General features: G+C 61.9%; 24 protein-coding genes. 15 read left to right on the top strand and 9 right to left on the bottom strand.

The features are described from left to right. Nucleotides 1–6: 6 nt before the first annotated feature. The 4 genes from JQ609_RS25975 (at nt 7) to JQ609_RS35280 (ending at nt 2,570) form a co-directional block, all read left to right on the top strand. A complete protein-coding gene (locus tag JQ609_RS25975; RefSeq protein WP_212275700.1) occupies nt 7–1,203 on the top strand; it encodes a GNAT family N-acetyltransferase in 1,197 nt (398 codons plus the stop codon). Between the two features lie 167 nt (nt 1,204–1,370). Further along, a complete protein-coding gene (locus JQ609_RS25970) occupies nt 1,371–1,565 on the top strand; it encodes a hypothetical protein (RefSeq protein WP_212209574.1) in 195 nt (64 codons plus the stop codon). A gap of 150 nt (nt 1,566–1,715) precedes the next feature. Continuing rightward, nucleotides 1,716–2,288, top strand: coding sequence for a protein-L-isoaspartate O-methyltransferase (locus JQ609_RS25965; protein WP_249128431.1), 573 nt, complete (start codon nt 1,716–1,718; stop codon nt 2,286–2,288). A 33-nt stretch (nt 2,289–2,321) separates the two neighbouring features. Then, nucleotides 2,322–2,570 (top strand): hypothetical protein, encoded by a 249-nt coding sequence (locus JQ609_RS35280; protein WP_249128429.1) that lies wholly within the window; start codon nt 2,322–2,324, stop codon nt 2,568–2,570. A 7-nt stretch (nt 2,571–2,577) separates the two neighbouring features. Here the strand turns inward: JQ609_RS35280 and JQ609_RS25960 are convergent, their stop codons facing one another. The 4 genes from JQ609_RS25960 to JQ609_RS25945 form a co-directional block, all read right to left on the bottom strand. Continuing rightward, nucleotides 2,578–3,525 (bottom strand): DUF5996 family protein, encoded by a 948-nt coding sequence (locus JQ609_RS25960; protein ID WP_212275698.1) that lies wholly within the window; start codon nt 3,523–3,525, stop codon nt 2,578–2,580. 295 nt (nt 3,526–3,820) lie between these two features. Continuing rightward, complete coding sequence (wrbA, locus tag JQ609_RS25955; protein ID WP_212275696.1) at nt 3,821–4,420, bottom strand: NAD(P)H:quinone oxidoreductase; 600 nt, start codon at nt 4,418–4,420, stop codon at nt 3,821–3,823. Between the two features lie 149 nt (nt 4,421–4,569). Continuing rightward, nucleotides 4,570–5,268 (bottom strand): pirin family protein, encoded by a 699-nt coding sequence (locus tag JQ609_RS25950; protein ID WP_212275694.1) that lies wholly within the window; start codon nt 5,266–5,268, stop codon nt 4,570–4,572. Between the two features lie 73 nt (nt 5,269–5,341). Beyond that, complete coding sequence (locus JQ609_RS25945; RefSeq protein ID WP_212275692.1) at nt 5,342–6,094, bottom strand: SDR family NAD(P)-dependent oxidoreductase; 753 nt, start codon at nt 6,092–6,094, stop codon at nt 5,342–5,344. Between the two features lie 274 nt (nt 6,095–6,368). On the opposite strand from JQ609_RS25945, the gene JQ609_RS25940 reads away from it, so the two are divergent. From JQ609_RS25940 to JQ609_RS25925, 4 genes are all read left to right on the top strand, one after another. Next, nucleotides 6,369–7,223: a hypothetical protein gene (locus JQ609_RS25940; protein ID WP_212275691.1), complete on the top strand. Its 855-nt coding sequence runs from the start codon at nt 6,369–6,371 to the stop codon at nt 7,221–7,223. A 41-nt stretch (nt 7,224–7,264) separates the two neighbouring features. Then, nucleotides 7,265–8,179 carry a LysR family transcriptional regulator gene (locus JQ609_RS25935; protein ID WP_212209581.1) on the top strand — a complete coding sequence of 305 codons (915 nt, stop codon included), beginning with the start codon at nt 7,265–7,267 and terminating at the stop codon, nt 8,177–8,179. Between the two features lie 92 nt (nt 8,180–8,271). Beyond that, on the top strand, nt 8,272–9,261 hold the full coding sequence (locus JQ609_RS25930; RefSeq protein WP_212275689.1) for a tripartite tricarboxylate transporter substrate binding protein: 990 nt from the start codon (nt 8,272–8,274) through the stop codon (nt 9,259–9,261). Between the two features lie 121 nt (nt 9,262–9,382). Next, entirely contained in the window at nt 9,383–9,772 is a 390-nt protein-coding gene (locus tag JQ609_RS25925; protein ID WP_212209583.1) for a hypothetical protein, read from the top strand. Here JQ609_RS25925 and JQ609_RS25920 read toward each other — a convergent pair. The 4 genes from JQ609_RS25920 to JQ609_RS25905 are packed head-to-tail and all read right to left on the bottom strand — an operon-like array spanning nt 9,769 to nt 12,763. After that, nucleotides 9,769–10,254 (bottom strand): YbaK/EbsC family protein, encoded by a 486-nt coding sequence (locus JQ609_RS25920; RefSeq protein ID WP_212275687.1) that lies wholly within the window; start codon nt 10,252–10,254, stop codon nt 9,769–9,771. The genes JQ609_RS25925 and JQ609_RS25920 overlap by 4 nt on opposite strands. 1 nt (nt 10,255) lies before the next feature. Next, nucleotides 10,256–11,002 (bottom strand): haloacid dehalogenase type II, encoded by a 747-nt coding sequence (locus tag JQ609_RS25915; protein WP_212275685.1) that lies wholly within the window; start codon nt 11,000–11,002, stop codon nt 10,256–10,258. Nucleotides 11,003–11,007: 5 nt separating this feature from the next. Then, nucleotides 11,008–11,832: a dienelactone hydrolase family protein gene (locus JQ609_RS25910; protein WP_212275683.1), complete on the bottom strand. Its 825-nt coding sequence runs from the start codon at nt 11,830–11,832 to the stop codon at nt 11,008–11,010. Nucleotides 11,833–11,878: 46 nt separating this feature from the next. Beyond that, a complete protein-coding gene (locus JQ609_RS25905; protein WP_212036908.1) occupies nt 11,879–12,763 on the bottom strand; it encodes an amidohydrolase family protein in 885 nt (294 codons plus the stop codon). A 107-nt stretch (nt 12,764–12,870) separates the two neighbouring features. Here JQ609_RS25905 and JQ609_RS25900 point away from each other — a divergent pair, with 107 nt between their 5' ends. The 3 genes from JQ609_RS25900 to JQ609_RS35270 are packed head-to-tail and all read left to right on the top strand — an operon-like array spanning nt 12,871 to nt 13,745. Further along, nucleotides 12,871–13,347 (top strand): MaoC family dehydratase, encoded by a 477-nt coding sequence (locus JQ609_RS25900; protein WP_212275681.1) that lies wholly within the window; start codon nt 12,871–12,873, stop codon nt 13,345–13,347. Between the two features lie 12 nt (nt 13,348–13,359). Beyond that, nucleotides 13,360–13,596, top strand: a complete 237-nt coding sequence (locus JQ609_RS35275) for a MaoC family dehydratase (RefSeq protein ID WP_249128427.1) — start codon at nt 13,360–13,362, stop codon at nt 13,594–13,596. Next, the gene (locus tag JQ609_RS35270; protein WP_249128425.1) at nt 13,593–13,745 is read left to right on the top strand and encodes a hypothetical protein; all 153 of its coding nucleotides are present in this window, start codon (nt 13,593–13,595) and stop codon (nt 13,743–13,745) included. The genes JQ609_RS35275 and JQ609_RS35270 overlap by 4 nt, the downstream gene beginning before the upstream one ends. 288 nt (nt 13,746–14,033) lie before the next feature. Here the strand turns inward: JQ609_RS35270 and JQ609_RS25890 are convergent, their stop codons facing one another. Continuing rightward, entirely contained in the window at nt 14,034–14,969 is a 936-nt protein-coding gene (locus tag JQ609_RS25890) for a LysR family transcriptional regulator (RefSeq protein ID WP_212275679.1), read from the bottom strand. A gap of 124 nt (nt 14,970–15,093) precedes the next feature. Between JQ609_RS25890 and JQ609_RS25885 the strand changes: the two genes are divergently transcribed. From JQ609_RS25885 to JQ609_RS25870, 4 genes are all read left to right on the top strand, one after another. Continuing rightward, nucleotides 15,094–15,966, top strand: coding sequence for a pirin family protein (locus tag JQ609_RS25885; protein ID WP_212275677.1), 873 nt, complete (start codon nt 15,094–15,096; stop codon nt 15,964–15,966). A 111-nt stretch (nt 15,967–16,077) separates the two neighbouring features. Then, on the top strand, nt 16,078–16,761 hold the full coding sequence (locus JQ609_RS25880) for a hydrolase (protein WP_212209664.1): 684 nt from the start codon (nt 16,078–16,080) through the stop codon (nt 16,759–16,761). A 133-nt stretch (nt 16,762–16,894) separates the two neighbouring features. Further along, nucleotides 16,895–17,536: a hydrolase gene (locus tag JQ609_RS25875; RefSeq protein ID WP_212209591.1), complete on the top strand. Its 642-nt coding sequence runs from the start codon at nt 16,895–16,897 to the stop codon at nt 17,534–17,536. A gap of 84 nt (nt 17,537–17,620) precedes the next feature. Further along, entirely contained in the window at nt 17,621–17,917 is a 297-nt protein-coding gene (locus tag JQ609_RS25870; RefSeq protein WP_212209592.1) for a putative quinol monooxygenase, read from the top strand. Nucleotides 17,918–18,047 lie beyond the last annotated feature (130 nt).

Raw genomic sequence — 18,047 nt, 5'->3', positions numbered from 1 at the left:
TTGATTGTGACAACACTGACAAACGACGCAGCACGGCACGTGGGGCGGAACCGCACGTCGCAGGTTGCGGCGTTCTCCGTGGAGTTCGACAATTGGGATACCGTCGCAGGTAACTGGGACGGTGCGTATCGTCGCGGACAGACGACCATCTTCCAGCACGAGAAGTGGCTCGCGGCATGGTATGGCGCGTTCGCCGGACAGCCGGATATCGAGCCACTCGTTGCAACCGTCAGGGATCGTGCGACAGGCGAAGTCGCACTGCTTCTGCCGCTGATCAGGCGCAAGCTGAAGCGCGTCTGCGTCGTGGAGTTCGCCGACCTCGAACTCACCGATTACAATGCGCCGCTGCTCGGTCCGGCCGCGCCGCGCGAACCTAAGGCGGCAGCCATCCTGTGGCGCGAGCTGCGGCTGGCGCTGCGCCGGCTGCCTGGCGGCGCTGATCTCATTCGCTTCAAGAAAATGCCGCTCGATCTGCAGGGCGGATCCAATCCGCTGGCGATGCTGGATGGAGCCGGGCCGTGCTCGCTAAACGGCAATCTCGTCACCACAGGCGAGGATTTCGACCAGTACAAGCGTTCGCTGAAGCGCGACGTGCGCAAGGTTCTCGAACGGTGCTGGCGCGCGTTTACGGCCTATCCCGGCGCTACATTCAAGATCGCAGGAGAGAACGACGAAGCCTTGCGCGTTCTTGCCGCCCTGGATGCGCAACAGAGCGCCCGGATGCAACATCTAGGGATAAACTTCATCCTCGGCGACGGGGCCTGTGCCGATTTCTATCGAAACCTCGTGCGTGATGGCGTCGGCGAGGGCTATGCCGTGTTGTCGGCGCTGACGGTCGGCGAGGAAGTCGTCGCGACCTTGCTCGGCGTTCGCTGTGGGTCCCGCTATGTCATGCTGCGGGTCAGCAATGCCGGCGACAAATGGTCGAGTTGTTCGCCGGGCCGGCTGGTCATCGAACGTACCATGGCCGCCTTGCACAGCGACGGCGTGCGCGAGTTCGACTTCAGCGTGGGCGATTATGACTATAAGCGGCGTTTTGGCGTGACACCGCTGCCGCTGGTCGACATCAGCGCCGCCTTGAGCCTGCGCGGGTTGCCCTACGCATTGCGCGACCGCGCCGCGCGCGAGCTGCGCAACTATCCGAAGCTCAGCGCCTATTTGAAGCGGGCGCCCGGTAAACCCTTGCCGCGCGAAGAGAACTGACGCGCTGTGGCAGAGACGACACGGTCGTGCAAATCTGTCACACTGGGCAGGATTGTGCGGCTGTTCTACCTGTGTTCGCAAGAGTTCATGATCGCCTTTAGTGCAGCGGCGTATGCTGATGGTCGGGTCAAGGGCTACAGCTGAATGCTTCCGTGGGGAGTGCCGACATGCCAGCCTATATCCACCATCACGACGACATCGAGCCGGCTTTCGTCATCTGTCCGAGCTGCATCGGGATTCCGATGTTTGTAAGGGACGTCGAGCCGCATTGGAGCATGGCGAAGATCGACTTCACCTTTGAATGCGCCGACTGCGGCGCCGAAGTTCGGCAGACGGTCGTGAAGCCGCAATTGCAGCATTAGCGACGCTTCATTTCCGATTGGACTTGAAACGCATATCGCGATCCCGTTTCGCCGTGATGGCGGCGCTTCCCGGTTTTTGCCCATCGTGCGAAGCTTCCTGCAGGCGACAGCCTCGAATAGGATCGAGCATCGCAATGCCGGAAGTTGATCATGCAAGAGCGGTCGGAAAATCTGCATTCATTCTATGCCAGCCTTGTCTGCGCCGCAGCCAAGGTCCGCGATTCCCGGATTGAACAGGCCTTTCGTGTAGTCAAGCGCGAACCGTTTGTGGGCCCGGGGCCCTGGCTGATTGCGCTCGGCGCGCATGATTACGTGACGACCCCGAACGATGATCCAGCGTTTATCTATCAAAATACGCTGGTCGCGCTGGATAGCGCGCAACATCTCAATATCGGAATGCCCAGCGCGCATGCTTATTGGCTCGATGGCTGCGAATTGAAGGAAGGTGAGACGGTTCTACAAGTTGGCGTGGGCACGGGATATTACACCGCGATCCTCGCACAACTCGTCGGGCCGCGCGGGCAGGTGCACGCCTATGAGATTGACGGAGGCCTGGCGGATCGCGCGCGCGACAACCTGAAAGACCTGCCACAGGTGAATGTTCAGTCAAAATCGGGCATTGCGGCGGATCTGCCGAAAGCGGATTTGATCTACGTGTGTGCCGGTGCGGCCCAGCCAGCCCAACAGTGGCTCGATGCGTTGCGTCGCGGTGGCCGGCTGTAGTTTCCGCTTGCGCCCGCGGGTGTGCATGGCGGGATGCTGCTGGTCACACGTCCCGATCAGGGTGCGGTTTGGCCGGCAAGGTTCCGTGGCCGGGCACAGTTTATTGGCTGCATCGGTCTTCAGGACGAGGATGCCGGCCGCCGCCTGACGGAGGCGTTTCTGCAGGGGTGGGAAGACGTGCGGTCGCTCCGGCTCGATGGCGCCATCGACGACACCTGCTGGTTTGCCGGCGATGGCTGGTGGCTTTCAACGGCAGAAGCCGACGCTGTCCACGAGAATTGATCCGCGCCTAGACCTGCCGCACCACGCCGGGTTGGCCCAAGTCGCATTCCAGCGCGTCGCGATCCCATTTCGCTGAAATCGCCGCGGCTTCATAAGTGCTTTGCAGGAAATCCAGCAACGCCTGGTCGGGATCATCAGCCGTGCGCACGGCATCATAGGGCAGGATGAATTCGCCGAGCGCTTCGCTGAAGAACGCCGCGTCGGGCCGCACCTTCGTAGCGCGAAAGCCCGCAGGCTCCGGATAGGCATAGCAATAGAACGCGGGATAATCGATCGCGCCGCTTCCCGGCCAGAAGCCGGCGCTGCTGACTTCGTGCGAATAGGCCTCGCAGGCGACGTCGTCGGACAGATACGGTACGCCACCGGGATGACGTGGCGCGCGACCGCCGGAGAAGCGGGTCACCGCCAGATCAAAGCTGCCCCAGAAGAAATGCACCGGGCTGGCCTTGCCGAGGAAGCCGGTGCGGAACTGTTTGAAGACGCGATCGCAGTTCACGAGAATCTGCAGAAAGTCCTTGATCGCTTCGGGATCGTAGGAAGCGTGGACGTTATCTTCCGAAAACCGGACCGGGTCCGGTAGTTCGTTCGGCATTTCGTCGATGGTGACGGAAATGTCCAGCTCGGTCAGCGTCATCATGGTGGCGGCGTAGAAGCTGGCAACCGATTTTCCCGAAAGCGCAAACTGCCGCTTCGCGCCATCGCTGGTCGAGATGCGCAGGACGTGATCGATGAAATCAAGATCGATCTGGAACGTTCGCGTGCCGTCCGGGACTGGCGACGTCGTCAGCCCGCGCGGAGTAACATAGAGCGCCACATGCCAGGAATGGTTCAGCCAGGGGGTCTTGCTCAACCTGATCTTGCCGACGATCTGGGTCCAGAGATGCAGCGTCGCATAGGTGTCACGCCACGCCGCGGTCGGCAATTCCGGCCACGGGGGTTGCGAAAAATTGCTCATGCCTAAACCCCGTATCGGTGAAAAGCGAGTGGTGGATTCCGTATCACGAATCCGTTTCGTACCACGAAACCGTCAGACCGATTTCACAATCTGGTGCATTCCGGGCATCGCCGCTGGCCGCGCGAGGCGCGGTAGAGACTGCGGCACCACCACCGCCGTGCAATCGCCTGCAGCGGACGGCGCACCAGTTGAGCCAAAAAGAGAAGTTCGACCATGCTGAATCCATCGTCCCCAATGGATAAATGGGGCGGCAATCTCAAATGAGAATGCCGCCCGTCTCGCATCAGCCATGCAGTTAGCTATGGAGTTTCCTGGCGGTCTCCGCGATCACGCGTCCTTGATAGCGCGCGCCGGCGAGCTCGTTGTCGCTCGGCTGGCGGCTGCCGTCGCCGCCGGTGATCGTGGTCGCCCCATAGGGTGCGCCGCCGGTGACTTCATCGAGCTTCATCTGACCGGCAAAGCCGTAGTTGAGGCCGACGATGGTCATGCCGAAGTGCAACAGATTGGTGATGATCGAGAACAGCGTGGTCTCCTGGCCGCCGTGTTGGGTCGCAGTCGCGGTGAAGGCGCCGCCGACCTTGCCGTGCAACGAGCCCTTGGCCCAGAGGCCGCCGGCCTGATCGAGGAAGTTCGCCATCTGCGACGCCATCCGCCCGAAGCGGGTGCCGGTGCCGACGATGATGGCATCGTAATTGGCAAGTTCTTCGACCTTGGCGACGGGAGCTGCCTGATCGACCTTGTAATACGAAGCCTTGGCGACCTCGGCGGGCACCAGTTCGGGCACGCGCTTGATGTCGACGGTAGCGCCGGCTTCGCGCGCGCCCTCGGCGATGGCGTTCGCCATCGCCTCGATGTGACCGTAAGCGGAATAATAGAGCACGAGTACTTTGGCCATGATGGCTTTCCTTTGAGGTTGTAGGTGGTTGTTAATTGGTAGCTGTCATTGCCGGGCTTGACCCGGCAATCCATCGGCTTCGAAGATTCTCGCGGAGCGGGGTGGATGCCCGGGTCAAGCCCGGGCATGACGAGGAGTGAGTGTGGGGACTACGCCGCGTCGACCAGCACCAGTTCGCTGTCTTCCAGCGCCGTAATGGTCAGCCTGGCCTCGTCACGGATCGCGGCGCCGTCGCGGGCGTTGACGCGCACGCCGTTGACTTCGACGCTGCCGGCCGCTGGCACCAGATAGAGGTGCCGCGCCTTGCCGGCTTCGTATTCCGCGCTCTCGCCGGCTTTCAGCGTAGTGGCGAGCACGCGGGCGTCGGCGCGGATCGGCAGCGCATCCTTGTCGCCGGCGATGCCGCTGGCGATGGTGACGAGCTTGCCGGAACGGTCCGACTTCGGAAACGGCTTGGCTCCCCAGGTCGGCTGGCCGCCCTGTGTGGTCGGCTCGATCCAGATCTGGAAGATCCGTGCATTGGTCGGTTCGAGATTGTACTCGGCGTGACGGATGCCGGATCCCGCGCTCATCACCTGCACGTCGCCGGCTTCAGTGCGGCCCTTGTTGCCAAGTGAATCCTGATGCGTGATCGCGCCTTCGCGCACATAGGTGATGATTTCCATGTTGGCGTGGGGATGGGCGGGAAAGCCGGTATTGGGGGCGATCTCGTCGTCGTTCCACACCCGCAGCGAGCCGTGACCCATATTGTCGGGGTCATAATGGCTGCCGAAGGAGAAGTGATGCTTTGCCTTCAGCCAGCCGTGGTCGGCGCCGCCGAGTTCTGCAAAAGGTCTGAGTTCGATCATGGGAAATACTCCTTGTTAAGTTTTGTGCGAGGTGCCAGGCGCCACGCGCCCGGCCTCGCCTGGATGAATTGAACTAGGCGCCGAAGCCGCCATCGACGTTGAGCACGGTGCCGGTAACGAACGAGGCGTCCGGGCTGGTGAGGAACACGACGCCGGCTGCGATCTCTTCGGCGGTGCCGTAGCGTTGCAGCGCGTGCTGCGTACGCTGGGCTTCGGCGAAATCGCCGCCGTCCTTCGGGTTCATGTCGGTATCGATCGAGCCCGGCTGCAGCACGTTCACAGTGATGCCGCGGGGGCCGAGGTCGCGCGATGCGCCCTTGCTGTAGCCGACGATCGCAGCCTTGGTGGCGGCGTAGTCGGCGAGGCCCGGGAACGATGCGCGGGTCGCAATGCCCGAACCGATGGTGACGATGCGTCCGCCTTCGCCCATCAGCTTCGAGGCTGTACGGATCGCGGTGACGACGCCATGCACATTGATCGCGTTCTGGCGCGCCAGTGCCGCGGTGTCGGCGTTGGCATCATCGACTGCGCCGCTGACGGCGACGCCGGCATTGTTGACGAGAATGTCGAGCCGGCCAAAGTGCTTGGCGACGTCATTGACCAATTGCTCGACCTCGAGAGATGAAGCCTGGTCGGCCTTGAAGGCGCGGGCTTCGACACCCTTGGCCTTCAACTCCTTGACGACGGCTTCGGCCTTGTCAGGGGAGGCGACATAGCTGATGGCGACGTTGGCGCCGTGATCCGCGAGGGCGCGGGCGCTGGCTGCGCCGATACCGCGGGAGCCGCCGGTGACGAGGGCTACCTTGCCCGAAAGTTTCCTGGCCATTGGATTTCTCCGTTGCTTGAATTCCGATGGCCATTGGATATGCCTCCCGACGTGGTATATAAATAGAAACTATCGAAACACATTGTTTCTATTTATGATCTAATGGAAGACGGCCCGTGCCGGACATCCGCAATTTCGACCGTCCAAACAAACGGAATCGGCCTCCTGGACCGAACCGCCGGGCGGCTTGCCCAGACTGATGCCAGTCACTCGGGCGCGCGGCGCCGGGGAGGGGCATGGCGCCGTCATTCGGCGCCGTATGGAGGAGTTGCGCATGAACGCCGTTCGCCGCGGAGTATTGGGATGGATGGGAGCGCTGCTGGTGGCGGGGCCGTCAGACGCTGGCGGCCGGACGCCGGCCTCGTCCGGTCAGGATGCCGCTGCGAAAGCGCGGCGATTGGCGGTGAAACCACGCCACGTTGTTTGCTTCCTTGGCGGTGCGAACGGCCTGACGAAGCTGTCGGACGCGGCTTCAATGGCTATCCGCGATTTTGCCACCGGCTTTGGCATCGATCAGACCTATTCCCAGGACAAACCGGATCCGCGCATGAGCCGCTCGTTTGGGGTTTCCTGGGATCGCGTGCATCCCAATGCCCGCTCCAGCGCCGATGAGGACGCGGTGGAAAATCACCAATCGGTGCTGTACGTGCTCGGCCCGCCCATGACGTCGGAAACCGCCATGGTCGTTTCCACCGGTGCCCTGATGCTCGTCCATCAGGTCATCAAGGCGGGGGCGACCGCCGTCAAGGGCGAGAGCGCCGGTGTCGCGCACGGCCTCGTCAGGTGGAACGAACTCATCCTTCAGGCCAGTGCCGCGCTGAAATCCGATGATGACTTCGCGTTGCGCCGCGTTTGCCGCCTGGCATTCGCCAAACGGCCGCTGGCCTCGGACGAATACCTGGAAAGCGTCGGTTTTCACCTGGCGGGATTGCCCGAAGTGTTCGTGCCGAAATCCCATGGCAGTGAACGGCAAGCCGTCGCGACCATGGATGCGGTCGCTGACGAGATCGCGCGGCAAGGACTGGAGGCAACGCTCAAGTCGCGCCGCGCCAAACTGTCCTTCGAGTCCGATTACGCGGAAGGCGATTTCAAATTCAATCCCTATGGTATCGTCAAGCTTGCATCCTGAGTTGGGCGAGGCCCGACCAATCACATCCGACAGGCGGCCGAATGCCGAAACTCCCGGATTTCGAAGCGCTCGCGATTTTTGCGAAGGTCGTGGAACTGCGGTCGTTTGCATCAGCGGCAACCGAGCTCGCGCTGTCCAAGGCCACGGTATCGAAGGCGGTAAGCCGGCTCGAACAACGGCTCGGCGCGCGGCTGTTCAACCGCACCTCTCGGCGGCTGGCGCTCACCGACGCCGGACAAAAGCTGGCCGAGCGTGCGACGCAGCTCCTGGTCGACGGCGAGGCGGCCGAGAACGAGGCGCTGTCACAATCGACGGCGCCGCGCGGGCTGGTGCGGCTCGCGGTGCCGATGACGTTCGGCGTGAAATCAGTAGCGCCGCTATTGCCGGAATTCCTCGAGCGATATCCGGAAGTCTCGATCGACCTGCACTTAAGCGACGCGACGGTGGATCTGATCGGCGAGGGCTTTGATGCCGGCCTGCGCATCGCGCGGTTGCCGGATTCCTCGCTGATCGCGCGGCGGCTGTGCGCGATGCCGCGCTACACGGTGGCCGCGCCGTCCTATCTCAAGCGCCACGGCCGGCCGACGCATCCGATGCATCTGTCCCAGCACAAATGCTTCGGCTACGCCTATCTCTCGACGCCCGGCGTCTGGCACTACACCAACGCCGCTGGCGAGCAGGCCAGCGTGCGCCCGGCCGGCCAGCTGCGCGTCAACAATGGCGAGGCGGTGCTGCCGTCGGTGATTGCCGGGCTCGGTATCGCCGATCTGCCCGACTTCATCGTCGGCGACGCGATCGCCTCCGGCGAAGTCGAGGTGATCCTCAAGGGCTGGAAGCAGCCGGAAGGCGCGGTGCATCTGGTGACGCCCCCCGGCGGCCCGCGCCCCGCCCGCGTCGAGGTGCTGGCAGAGTTTCTGATGAAGCATTTCGCCAAGGGGAAGAGGAAAGCGTCCTGAGGCGGCGCGACGAACGGGGCCTTTGCCCATGGGATCGAGTTTAGGCTAGGCTACCTCCAACAACCAAAACAAAAACTCCGGGGGAAATGCCTATGAACCGACGCGAACTCCTCAAAGCCGCCGCGCTGCTGCCGCTGGCGCAAACCGCGCTCTCGCATGCGGCGTTTGCGCAAGCTGCCTATCCGTCACGCAACATCACCATGATCGTGCCGTTTCCGCCGGGCGGGCAGGCTGATCTGGCGGCGCGGCCGGTGGCGCAGGCGCTTGAAAGAATCCTCGGCAAGCCTGTGCTCGTCGACAACCGCGCCGGTGGCGGCGGTGGTTCGGTCGGCAATGCGGCGGCGGCGCGCGCCGAACCCGACGGCTACACATTGTTGATGACGCTGTCGTCGCTGGCGGTGCTGCCGGAAGCCGACCGGCTATTCGACCGCCCGGTGGCCTACGAAGTATCGCAATTCGCGCCGGTCGCGCGCGTGCTGGCTGACCCCACGCTGCTGGCGGTGCCGGCCTCCGCGCCATGGAAGACGCTGCAGGATTTCGTCGATGACGCCAAAAAGCGCCCCGGCCAGATCCCTTACGGCTCGTCGGGCCCCTATGGCACGCTCCATATCGCGATGGAAATGTTCGCGGCGAGCGCCGGCATCAAACTGCTGCACGTGCCGTTTCGCGGCGCCGCGCCCGCGTTGACCGCGCTGCTCAGCGGCACGGTGCAGGCGGTAGCCTCGGCGCCGGGTACGCTGAAGCAGCAGGTCGATGACGGCAAGATGCGCGTGCTGGCGAATTGGGGCGCCGCGCGCATTGCAAGCTTTCCCGATCTGCCGACCTTCCAGGAGCTCGGCTACAAGGACGTCGAGTTCTACATCTGGGCGGGTCTGTTCGCGCAGAGCGCGTTGCCGGCGCCGATCATGACGCAGCTGCGCGGCGCGATGGCGCAGGCGGTCAAGGCGCCCGAGGTGATCAAGACTTTCGAAACCGCCGGCAGTCCGGTCGCCTACATGGACGCGCCGGAATTTGCAAAATTCGTTGCCGACGACAGCGCCCGGCTGGTCGCCGCGGTGAAGAAGATCGGCAAGGTGGAGTAGGGAACTCCATTCACATTTTTTTGTCTGAGCGAACGTTGGGTGGCCGCATTCATTGGAGAGTTTTGGGAGCGGTGCGAGTTGGAACCCGCACCGCCACACCACTCGAATGAAAGGACCGGACATGAAACGAGCGGACCCGGCCGCGCCACGCATCGTGCTCAGCCTTGCCCTCGCGATCGGAAGCGTTGGCGCCCTGCAATCAACCGCATTCGCCCAGGAATACAGGGGAACCTGGGAACAACAGATGGCCTGCACCCCCGACGTATGGCGGTTGTGCAGCGATCAGGTTCCGGACGTCAGCCGGATCGTGGCGTGTTTGCGGCAGAATACGCCGCAGCTCTCGAACAACTGCCGCGCCGTATTCGAATCGCAGGCGAATGCGCAACCAGGCGGACGGGGGCCGCAACCGCAAATGGCGCCGCGCGGCCGTGCAGCACCACTGGTACAGCCCCAGCCGCTGCCGCCGAGGCCCTATCAAGAGAGACCCTACTATCAAGACGACGACGATTAGGCCGTCGCTTCGCTTTCGGTTCTGAGCTCACAGACATCGACCCATTCGGCCGAGGTCAGTTCGGCCATGCGCGCGGGTGTGATGCGCACCGCGCTGTGCGTCGAGCCCGCCGCCGGAACCACGATATCGAACGCCTTTAGCGACACATCGCAATAGACCGGCAGCGGCGTCTTCAGTCCGAACGGACAGACGCCGCCGACTTCATGGCCGGTGATCTCCGCGACCTCGTCGAGCCCCAGCATCTTCGGCTTGCCTCCGAACAGCGCCTTCACCTTCTTGTTGTCCATCCGCGAGGTGCCGGCCGCCACGATCAGGACCACGCGTTCGCCGATCCGCAAGGAAAGCGTTTTGGCGATCCGCGCCGGCTCGACACCATAGGCCTCGGCCGCCAGCGCCACGGTCGCTGAACTCATCGATGATTCGATCACCGCAATGTCGGGCGCCTTCTCGGCGAAGAAGGCGCGAACGGAGGCAAGACTCATTTCAGGACCTTTGGGCAGACACCAAGGCGGGAAGCTCGGCGAGACCATGGATGCGATGATCGGGCGCAACGCCGAGCTCGTCCATCTGGGTGCGCAATATCTTGAACATCGTCAAGGGCGGCATCGTCTCGCTTTCAAGACAGGCCAGCGCCATCGCTTCCGGCGTCACCCGCTCGATCCAGGCGACGTTGAGCCCGAACGCCTTGGCGCCGCAGGCGTCCCACGGGTTCGAGGAGATGAACAGGACCTCGTGCGGCGGGATATGAAGGGTGCTTTCGATCAAGGCGTAGGCGTCAGGGCTCGGTTTGAATATCTTATTGGCGTCGATGCTGATGGTGGCATCGAGCACGCGGTCGAGGCCACTGTTCTTCACCAGCGCGCCCAGCATGTCCGGGCTGCCGTTGGAGAGAATGGCAAGCTTCTTGTCCCTCATCGCAGCGAGCGAGGCAAGCGCATCGGGATAGAGATCGAGATGCAGGTACTTGTCCATGATCCCGGCGAAATCAGCCTTGTCGTATTTCAGGCCGAGGCAGCGCAGCGTGTAGGCTAGGGATTCCCGCGTCACATCAGAGAAATCCTCATAGCGCCGCATCAGCGAGCGCAGCCAGGTATATTCCAGCTGCTTGATGCGCCAGACTTGGGTGATGATTTCGCCGTAACCGGGAAACGCCTGTTCGGTAACTGACGCCACCGACTGGACATCGTAGAGCGTGCCGTAGGCATCGAACACGACGGCTTTGATAGTCACGTGACTTACTCTCTTCTGCCAATCGTTGCGTCGAGAAATTCGCGGAGCGCGACGACCGATTGGTCTTTTGCTATCTGGTTGAATTCGAGATGGCGCCCCGAAAGCTCAGCCGGTATCGCGACGCTGGGTACGTCGAAGCCGTGATAGGCGTCGGGATAGATGATGAGTTTGATCGGCGCGCCCTGATCTTTCTGTCTTGATATGCCCCAGGCGTCCCGGCCGTCTACCATTTTGCGGCACTCTTCGGCAGGGGTCACGTCATCGCGCTCGCCGATCAGGATCAGCGTCGGCACCGTCATGCCGCCCTTGAAATGACGGCACGGCGGATAGAACGCGATGGCCGCATGAAACTTGTTTGGCGATGCCTGTTCCAGGAAGCCATGCTCGACGGACGTGAGAGCCACCCGGCCGCCGTTCGCAAAACCCAGCACTGCAATCCGCGCAGGATCGACCAACGGATGGCGCGCCAGAAACTTCAGGGCCCGGTAGCCATCCAGGATCAGATCCTGCGGGGGATGTTCGCCGCAGTGCTTCAGGCCGCGCGGGCCGAGGCTGTCGACCGTGAGCGTCACATAGCCCCAGGAGGCGATCCGCTTGCCCCAGCGCTGGTCCAGCCGTCCCCAATTTCCATTGCAGCTATGTAGCAAGACGACGGCAGGCGACGGGCCCGCGCTGCTTGTTTGCCGCAGGTAACCCTGCAGCGGATGGGAGCTGGCGAGCGGGCTCTCGATCTCGACGGCAATCGGCGGCGATTCAGCCGCGAAGCATTGAACGATGCCTGCCGTCGAGATCGCGGTGACGAGGACGGCGATTTTGGCAAGTTGGGTCACTGGCCACCATCTTGTTCAACCGTCCGCCTGCGAAGCGAACGCCTCGTTATATACCCAAAATCTTCCGTGCGTTGGCCTTCAGGACCTTGGGCCGGATCTCGTCCCGGATGTCGAGCTTGGCAAAATCCGCCAGCCAGCGGTCCGGCGTGATGACGGGCCAGTCCGAGCCGAACAGCATCTTGTCCTGCAGGATCGAGTTGATGTAGCGCACCAGGATCGGCGGGAAATATTTCGGCGACCAGCCGGAGAGGTCGATATAGACGTTCGGCTTGTGGGTCGCGACCGACAGCGCCTCTTCCTGCCAGGGGAACGACGGGTGGGCGAGGATGATCTTCAGGTCGGGAAAATCCGCCGCGACGTCGTCCATGTACATCGGGTTGGAATATTTCAGCCGCATCCCCATGCCGCCGGGCATGCCGCTGCCGACGCCGGTCTGGCCGGTGTGGAACAGCGCGATCGCGCCGCCCTCGTTGATCGCCTCATAGAGCGGGTAGGCCATGCGGTCGTTGGCATAGAAGCCCTGCATGGTCGGGTGGAATTTGAAGCCGCGGACGCCGTATTCCTCGATCAGCTTGCGCGCTTCGCGCACGCCGAGCTTGCCCTTGTGGGGATCGATGGACACGAACGGGATCAGGACGTCGAGATGATCGGAGGCGACTTCCAGCATCTCGTAATTGTTGTAGCGGCGGAAACCGGTCTCGCGCTCGGCGTCGACCGGGAAGATCACCGCTGCGATTTTCTTGGAGCGGTAATAGGCCGCGGTTTCCGGAACCGTCGGCGGGTGCTTGTGCGGCGACTTGAAATAGTCGGCCATCTGCGCCTGGAAATCGTCATAGCCGTCGTCGCCATGCATGCCGCAGGGCTCTTCGGCGTGGGTGTGGATGTCGATCGCCACGACGTCGTCGATATTGGGCAATGTGAGCTTGGCCATTTGGGGTTCCCGGCGGCTTGATTTTTCGGTCCGGAAAATTGATTATACTATATAACAAATTCCGCAAGGCGGCAGAACCGAGATCGCGGAAAAACAGGGAGGATGGCATGGCGCCGGGGCAAGCCTTCGAGACCGATTTCTGGAAAGACGCCAATCTGCGCAAGGCCTGGGACGACATCGTGCCCGGCGAGCCGCGCAAGACCGTCCCCTACACGCTGACCAGGGAGGCGATCGAGCTGTACTGCAGATCGGTCGGCGAGGATCACCCGATCTATTTTGACGAGGCCTACGCCAAGACCACCCGCTATGGTGGACTGATCGCGCCGCCCTCGATCCACATCCTACTGATGTTTTCCTGTACGCCGGCGGACGACTGGATGCGCTCGCCTGGCACCGTCAATGCCGGGCAATCCTGGAGCTACAACATTCCGGCGCGGCCGAACGACGTCATCACATTGCAGGCCCGCGCGCTCGACAAGTTCATCAAGCGCGAGCGGCTGTTCGTGGTGCACGACAACGTCTTCTTCAACCAGCATGGCGACGTGATCTGTTCCGGCCGCGGCTGGACCATCCGGCCCGAATGAGCGGAGAGCGTCATGACGACCAGCTTCGAAAACCTGAACGCCGGCGACAGCATCGATGGCCCGAAATTCGCGGTGTCACGCGAATCGATCCGGCTGTTTTGCGATGCCTCGCTCGACTACAACCCGCTGCATCTCGACGACGACTACATGAAGGGCAATTTCGGCAAGACCAATTTCGGCGGCATCATCATGCACGGCATGAACAATTTCGGGCTGATTTCCCGGATGCTAGGTGGGTCAAGCCGGTGAAGCCCGGCGACACCATCCAGCCGACCGGAATCGTCAAATCCAAGCAGGTGACCAAGACCTCGCGCTGGGTGCTGATCGACGTCATGGTGCGCAACCAGGCGGGCGAAAAGGTCGCGACCGGCGAGGCGATGATCGAGTTTCCGAATTAGGCGGGATGAGATCAGGACGTGAACCCATCAACTGCTGGGCGGGCGGCTTCCGAGGTCCACCATGTTCTGGAAGCGGACATCCGCGCTGGCGTTCACCATGTCCGCTTTGTGCCACAAGCAGCCATCGCAAATATCGATCGCCCTTGGTGGTGCTGTTGTCCTTGCCGCCGGGTGGTGTGTTGCTTCGGCCCCAACCCAATCCAAGCAGCCACGCCGCGTCCCAACGCGCCTTCCAGTCGCCGATCTCAGCAACGAGAGGCGGTGGCGACGAATCGGTAGAGAAGATCCTCACCATTGCTGCTGCTGCTGTCTCTCCGCTCGGCTCAGGATCGCATATTCAGCTGCCACAAAATCCAGGAGCGCACGAACTGAGGGAAGCAGACCCCGGCGCGACGGGAAGATGGCATGGATGATGCCCGCCTGAGGGGACCATCCCGGCAACACGTCGATCAATTTTCCGTCGGAAAGGTCTTTTGTCACCATCATGGTCGGTAATTGTACCACGCCCACGCCGTACAGGGCCGCTAGGCGCAGGGTAACCATGTCCTCCGTTATCAAGCGAGGTTGGTGAGGAATCCGGGCCGTGGCTCCGTTCGGCCCATCCAGTACCCAGTCGTAGTCTTTTTGTTGTTGCGGCGGACCCCAGGCAAGAGTCGGAAGCTTGCTGAAATCGGCTGGCACAAGCGGCCTGGAAAGGTCCTTCATCACCGCGGGGCTGGCCAGCAGGCGTTGCGTGCTCTCTGCAAGCACCTTCATGACAAGGTCGCTTTCCTCCAGTGGCGGGAAGCGTACCCGGATCGCGATGTCGAATCCTTCGCGGATCACATCGACCGGTCGATTGATGGCTTCAAGATGGACTTCGACGTTCGGGCACGACGCCATAAACCGCGCCACCATGTCACCGACCTGAAAATAAAGCACCGATGACGGACAGCTTAACCGAACGATTCCCCTCGGCTCGGCGCGCGCTCTTTCGATCGCGTCCTGCGCCGCCTCGGCTTCAACTAGCATGGCGACACAATGGCGGTAATATTCCAGGCCTATCTCCGTGACAGTGAAACGACGCGTCGATCGCTGCAGCAGACGGACGCCGAGACGGTCCTCGAGCAGGCCGATGCGCCGGCTGAGCCTTGAGCGCGGCATGCCGAGCGCCCGCGCCGCCGCTGCGAAGCCGTTATGCTCAACCACCTGAGCGAAGAAATAGAGATCGTTGAGGTCCTGCATCGTTGCCCATTGTCCCCCCAATAGGACATAGCGACTCGATTATGCCGGCTATTCGAGGGTTTGTCGCGCTCCTATCCTCTATCGCAAGGAAACGAGCGCTCGAAACCTTGGACGGAGGGTTCCTATGCGAAAAATTCTCGGAGTTTATGCAAGTCCCAATCCGCACTGGGTGGGCGACGGCTTTCCAGTGCGATCGATGTTCTCGAACGCGAGCCACGGCCAGCATGTGAACCCATTCCTTCTGTTGGACTATGCCGGCCCGGCGGAGTTTTTGCCTGCGCAAAAGCCGCGCGGCGTAGGGGAGCACCCGCATCGCGGATTCGAGACGGTCACCATCGTCTATCAGGGCGAGGTTGAGCACCGCGATTCGACGGGCAAAGGCGGCGTGATCGGGCCGGGTGACGTGCAGTGGATGACGGCGGCGTCCGGCATCCTGCATGAGGAGTTCCATTCGCAAGAGTTTACGCGCAAGGGTGGGACGTTGGAGATGGTCCAACTCTGGGTAAATCTGCCCGCCAAAGATAAAGACGCTGAGCCGGGCTACCAGACGCTCTTCGACCGAGACATCCCTGCTTTGGCTTTGCCAAATAGTGCGGGTCGGCTTAGGGTGATCGCAGGCGAGTATCAGGGCAGCCGGGGACCGGCGCGGACTTTCACGCCGATCAACGTCTGGGATTTGCGGCTGGGCCAGGGCGGCAGGACAGCTCTTGCCTTGCCGGAGGGGCACACCGTCGGCATGGCGGTGTTGCGTGGCACGGTTCTCGTCAATGGAAGCGAGAGCGCGAGTGAGGCGCAGTTCGTGCTGCTTGACCAAAGGGGTGGCGATGTGACTCTGGAAGCCACCAGTGATGCGACGGTCTTGATCCTGAGCGGCGAGCCGATTGACGAGCCGGTCGTCATGTATGGCCCCTTCGTCATGAACACCGAGGACGAAATCAGGCGTGCGATAGCCGACTTTCAGAGCGGGAGGTTTGGCGCGATCCGCGCCGACGTCTAAGCCATTCCGAAGTCCGACCCTGCCTGCCGGCCCTTCGGCTCGGCTCGCGCAGCAGCGTGAGACTCTCATGGGCAAAATGACCTGTAACCAAGGAGAAAAGTCATGAGCACGATTGCAAGTCCTGCCAACTTCGAAGGCAAACGACCGGTCATAGATCCGGATGATTCCGCTATGTTGCTGATCGACCACCAGAGTGGCCTCTTTCAAACTGTTGGCGACATGCCGTTTCCGGAATTGCGCTTGCGTGCTGCGGCGCTCGCAAAAATGGCGACATTGTGCAAGATGCCGGTGATCACCACGGCTTCGGTGCCGCAGGGGCCGAATGGGCCGCTGATCCCTGAAATTCATGAGAATGCGCCGCACGCCAAATACGTGGCGCGCAAAGGCGAAATCAACGCCTGGGATAATCCGGACTTCGTCGCAGCGGTCAAGGCCACCGGCCGCAAGACACTGATCATCGCCGGCACCATCACCAGTGTTTGCATGGCGTTCCCGTCGATCGCCGCGGTGCACGAGGGCTACAGAGTGTTCGCTGTGGTCGATGCCTCGGGGACCTATTCGAAGATGGCGGAAGAGATCACGCTGATGCGTGTTGTCCAGGCCGGCGTCGTGCCGATGGACACCGCTGCGGTCGCTTCGGAGTTGCAGAAGACATGGCACCGCGACGACGCCAAAGAATGGGCCGAGGTCTACACGAAGATCTTCCCGCCCTATCAGCTGCTGATCGAAAGCTACACAAAGGCTCAACAGGTCGCCGTGGACCACGAACAGCTGGATTCGCAGCGCGCAGCCTAAATGAACTGGCGCCCTGGCGAGCCGCCGTCAGGGCGCGTTGATTGGAGCACTTTCACCGGGCGGATTGGGCTCGCAACCGCCCAACATTCGGACAGACGTCTGGCCGTAGACGCGAGCATTGAAGGAGGACAAGATGACCAGTGAAACCATTCGCGATCCCGCCAAGGATCGGTTGTTAACGCCACAGAATTCTGCCTTCATCATCATCGACTATCAGCCGGTTCAGGTGAACTCGATTGCATCGATGGACCGGCAGCTCCTCATCAATAACGTCGTTGGTGCGTGTAAGGCGGCCGTCGCTTACAAATTGCCGATCGTTCATTCGACGGTGAACGTCAAGACCGGGCTCAACAAGCCGCCTATCTCGCAGGTTCAACAGGCGCTGAAGGGGATCCCGACCATCGACCGGACCACGATCAACTCGTGGGAAGACGTCGAATTTCGTCAGGCGGTGCAGGCAACGGGACGGAAAAAACTGATCATGACGGCTCTCTGGACGGAAGCCTGCCTGACTTTTCCCGCAATCGACGCGCTGGCTGAAAACTATGAGGTCTATGTCGTCGCTGACGCGGTCGGGGGCACATCCGTCATGGCTCACGAGGCGGCGCTGCGGCGGATCGAGCAGGCGGGTGGCAAGATGATCAGCGTACCGCAACTCTTCTGCGAGTTGCAGCGTGACTGGTCGCGTAAGGAGACGGTCCCCGCCTTCATGAACCTGTTTATCGAAACCGGGGGCACCGCAGGCATCCAGTTCTCGTATGACCGTGCGGCATGACAAACCGGTTATGGCATCCCGGCAGTGAAAGCCGGGATGCCATTTCGGCCAATGTGCTGTCCAGCAGTAAGAGGGACCTCAAACATGAGCGAATTGTTCATGGTGGTTGCGCTGCACGCGAAAGCGGGAAAGGAAGATGAATTGCGGCGTGATCTGATCGCCGTCGTCGAGCCTTCACGGAGTGAGGAGGGCAATCTCCGCTACGAACTCTTCGTTGACCAAAGCGATCCCCGCCGCTTCGTGTTCGTAGAGCATTGGGCGTCACCCGAGGCTCAGCACAAGCATCACACTGAGGGAGCTCACATTCAGGAATTCAATGCGAACGGCGCGAGGAATGTGGAGCAGATCGAATTTGCGCACATGCTGGCCCGCCTTGCATAGAACTAGGAGGGCCGATGGTCGCAAGCCTGCGGACTGGCTTCAGCGAGACGCAGGCGAAAGTTTTTAGCGCTGAGGCTGTGCTGGAGATCATCGGTGGTTAGGATCTGCGCACGACAGATCGGGGAAAATC

The organism is Bradyrhizobium sp. AUGA SZCCT0169, assembly GCF_018130085.1.
Lineage (GTDB): Bacteria > Pseudomonadota > Alphaproteobacteria > Rhizobiales > Xanthobacteraceae > Bradyrhizobium.
This window is presented reverse-complemented; position numbering and strand designations above follow the sequence as displayed.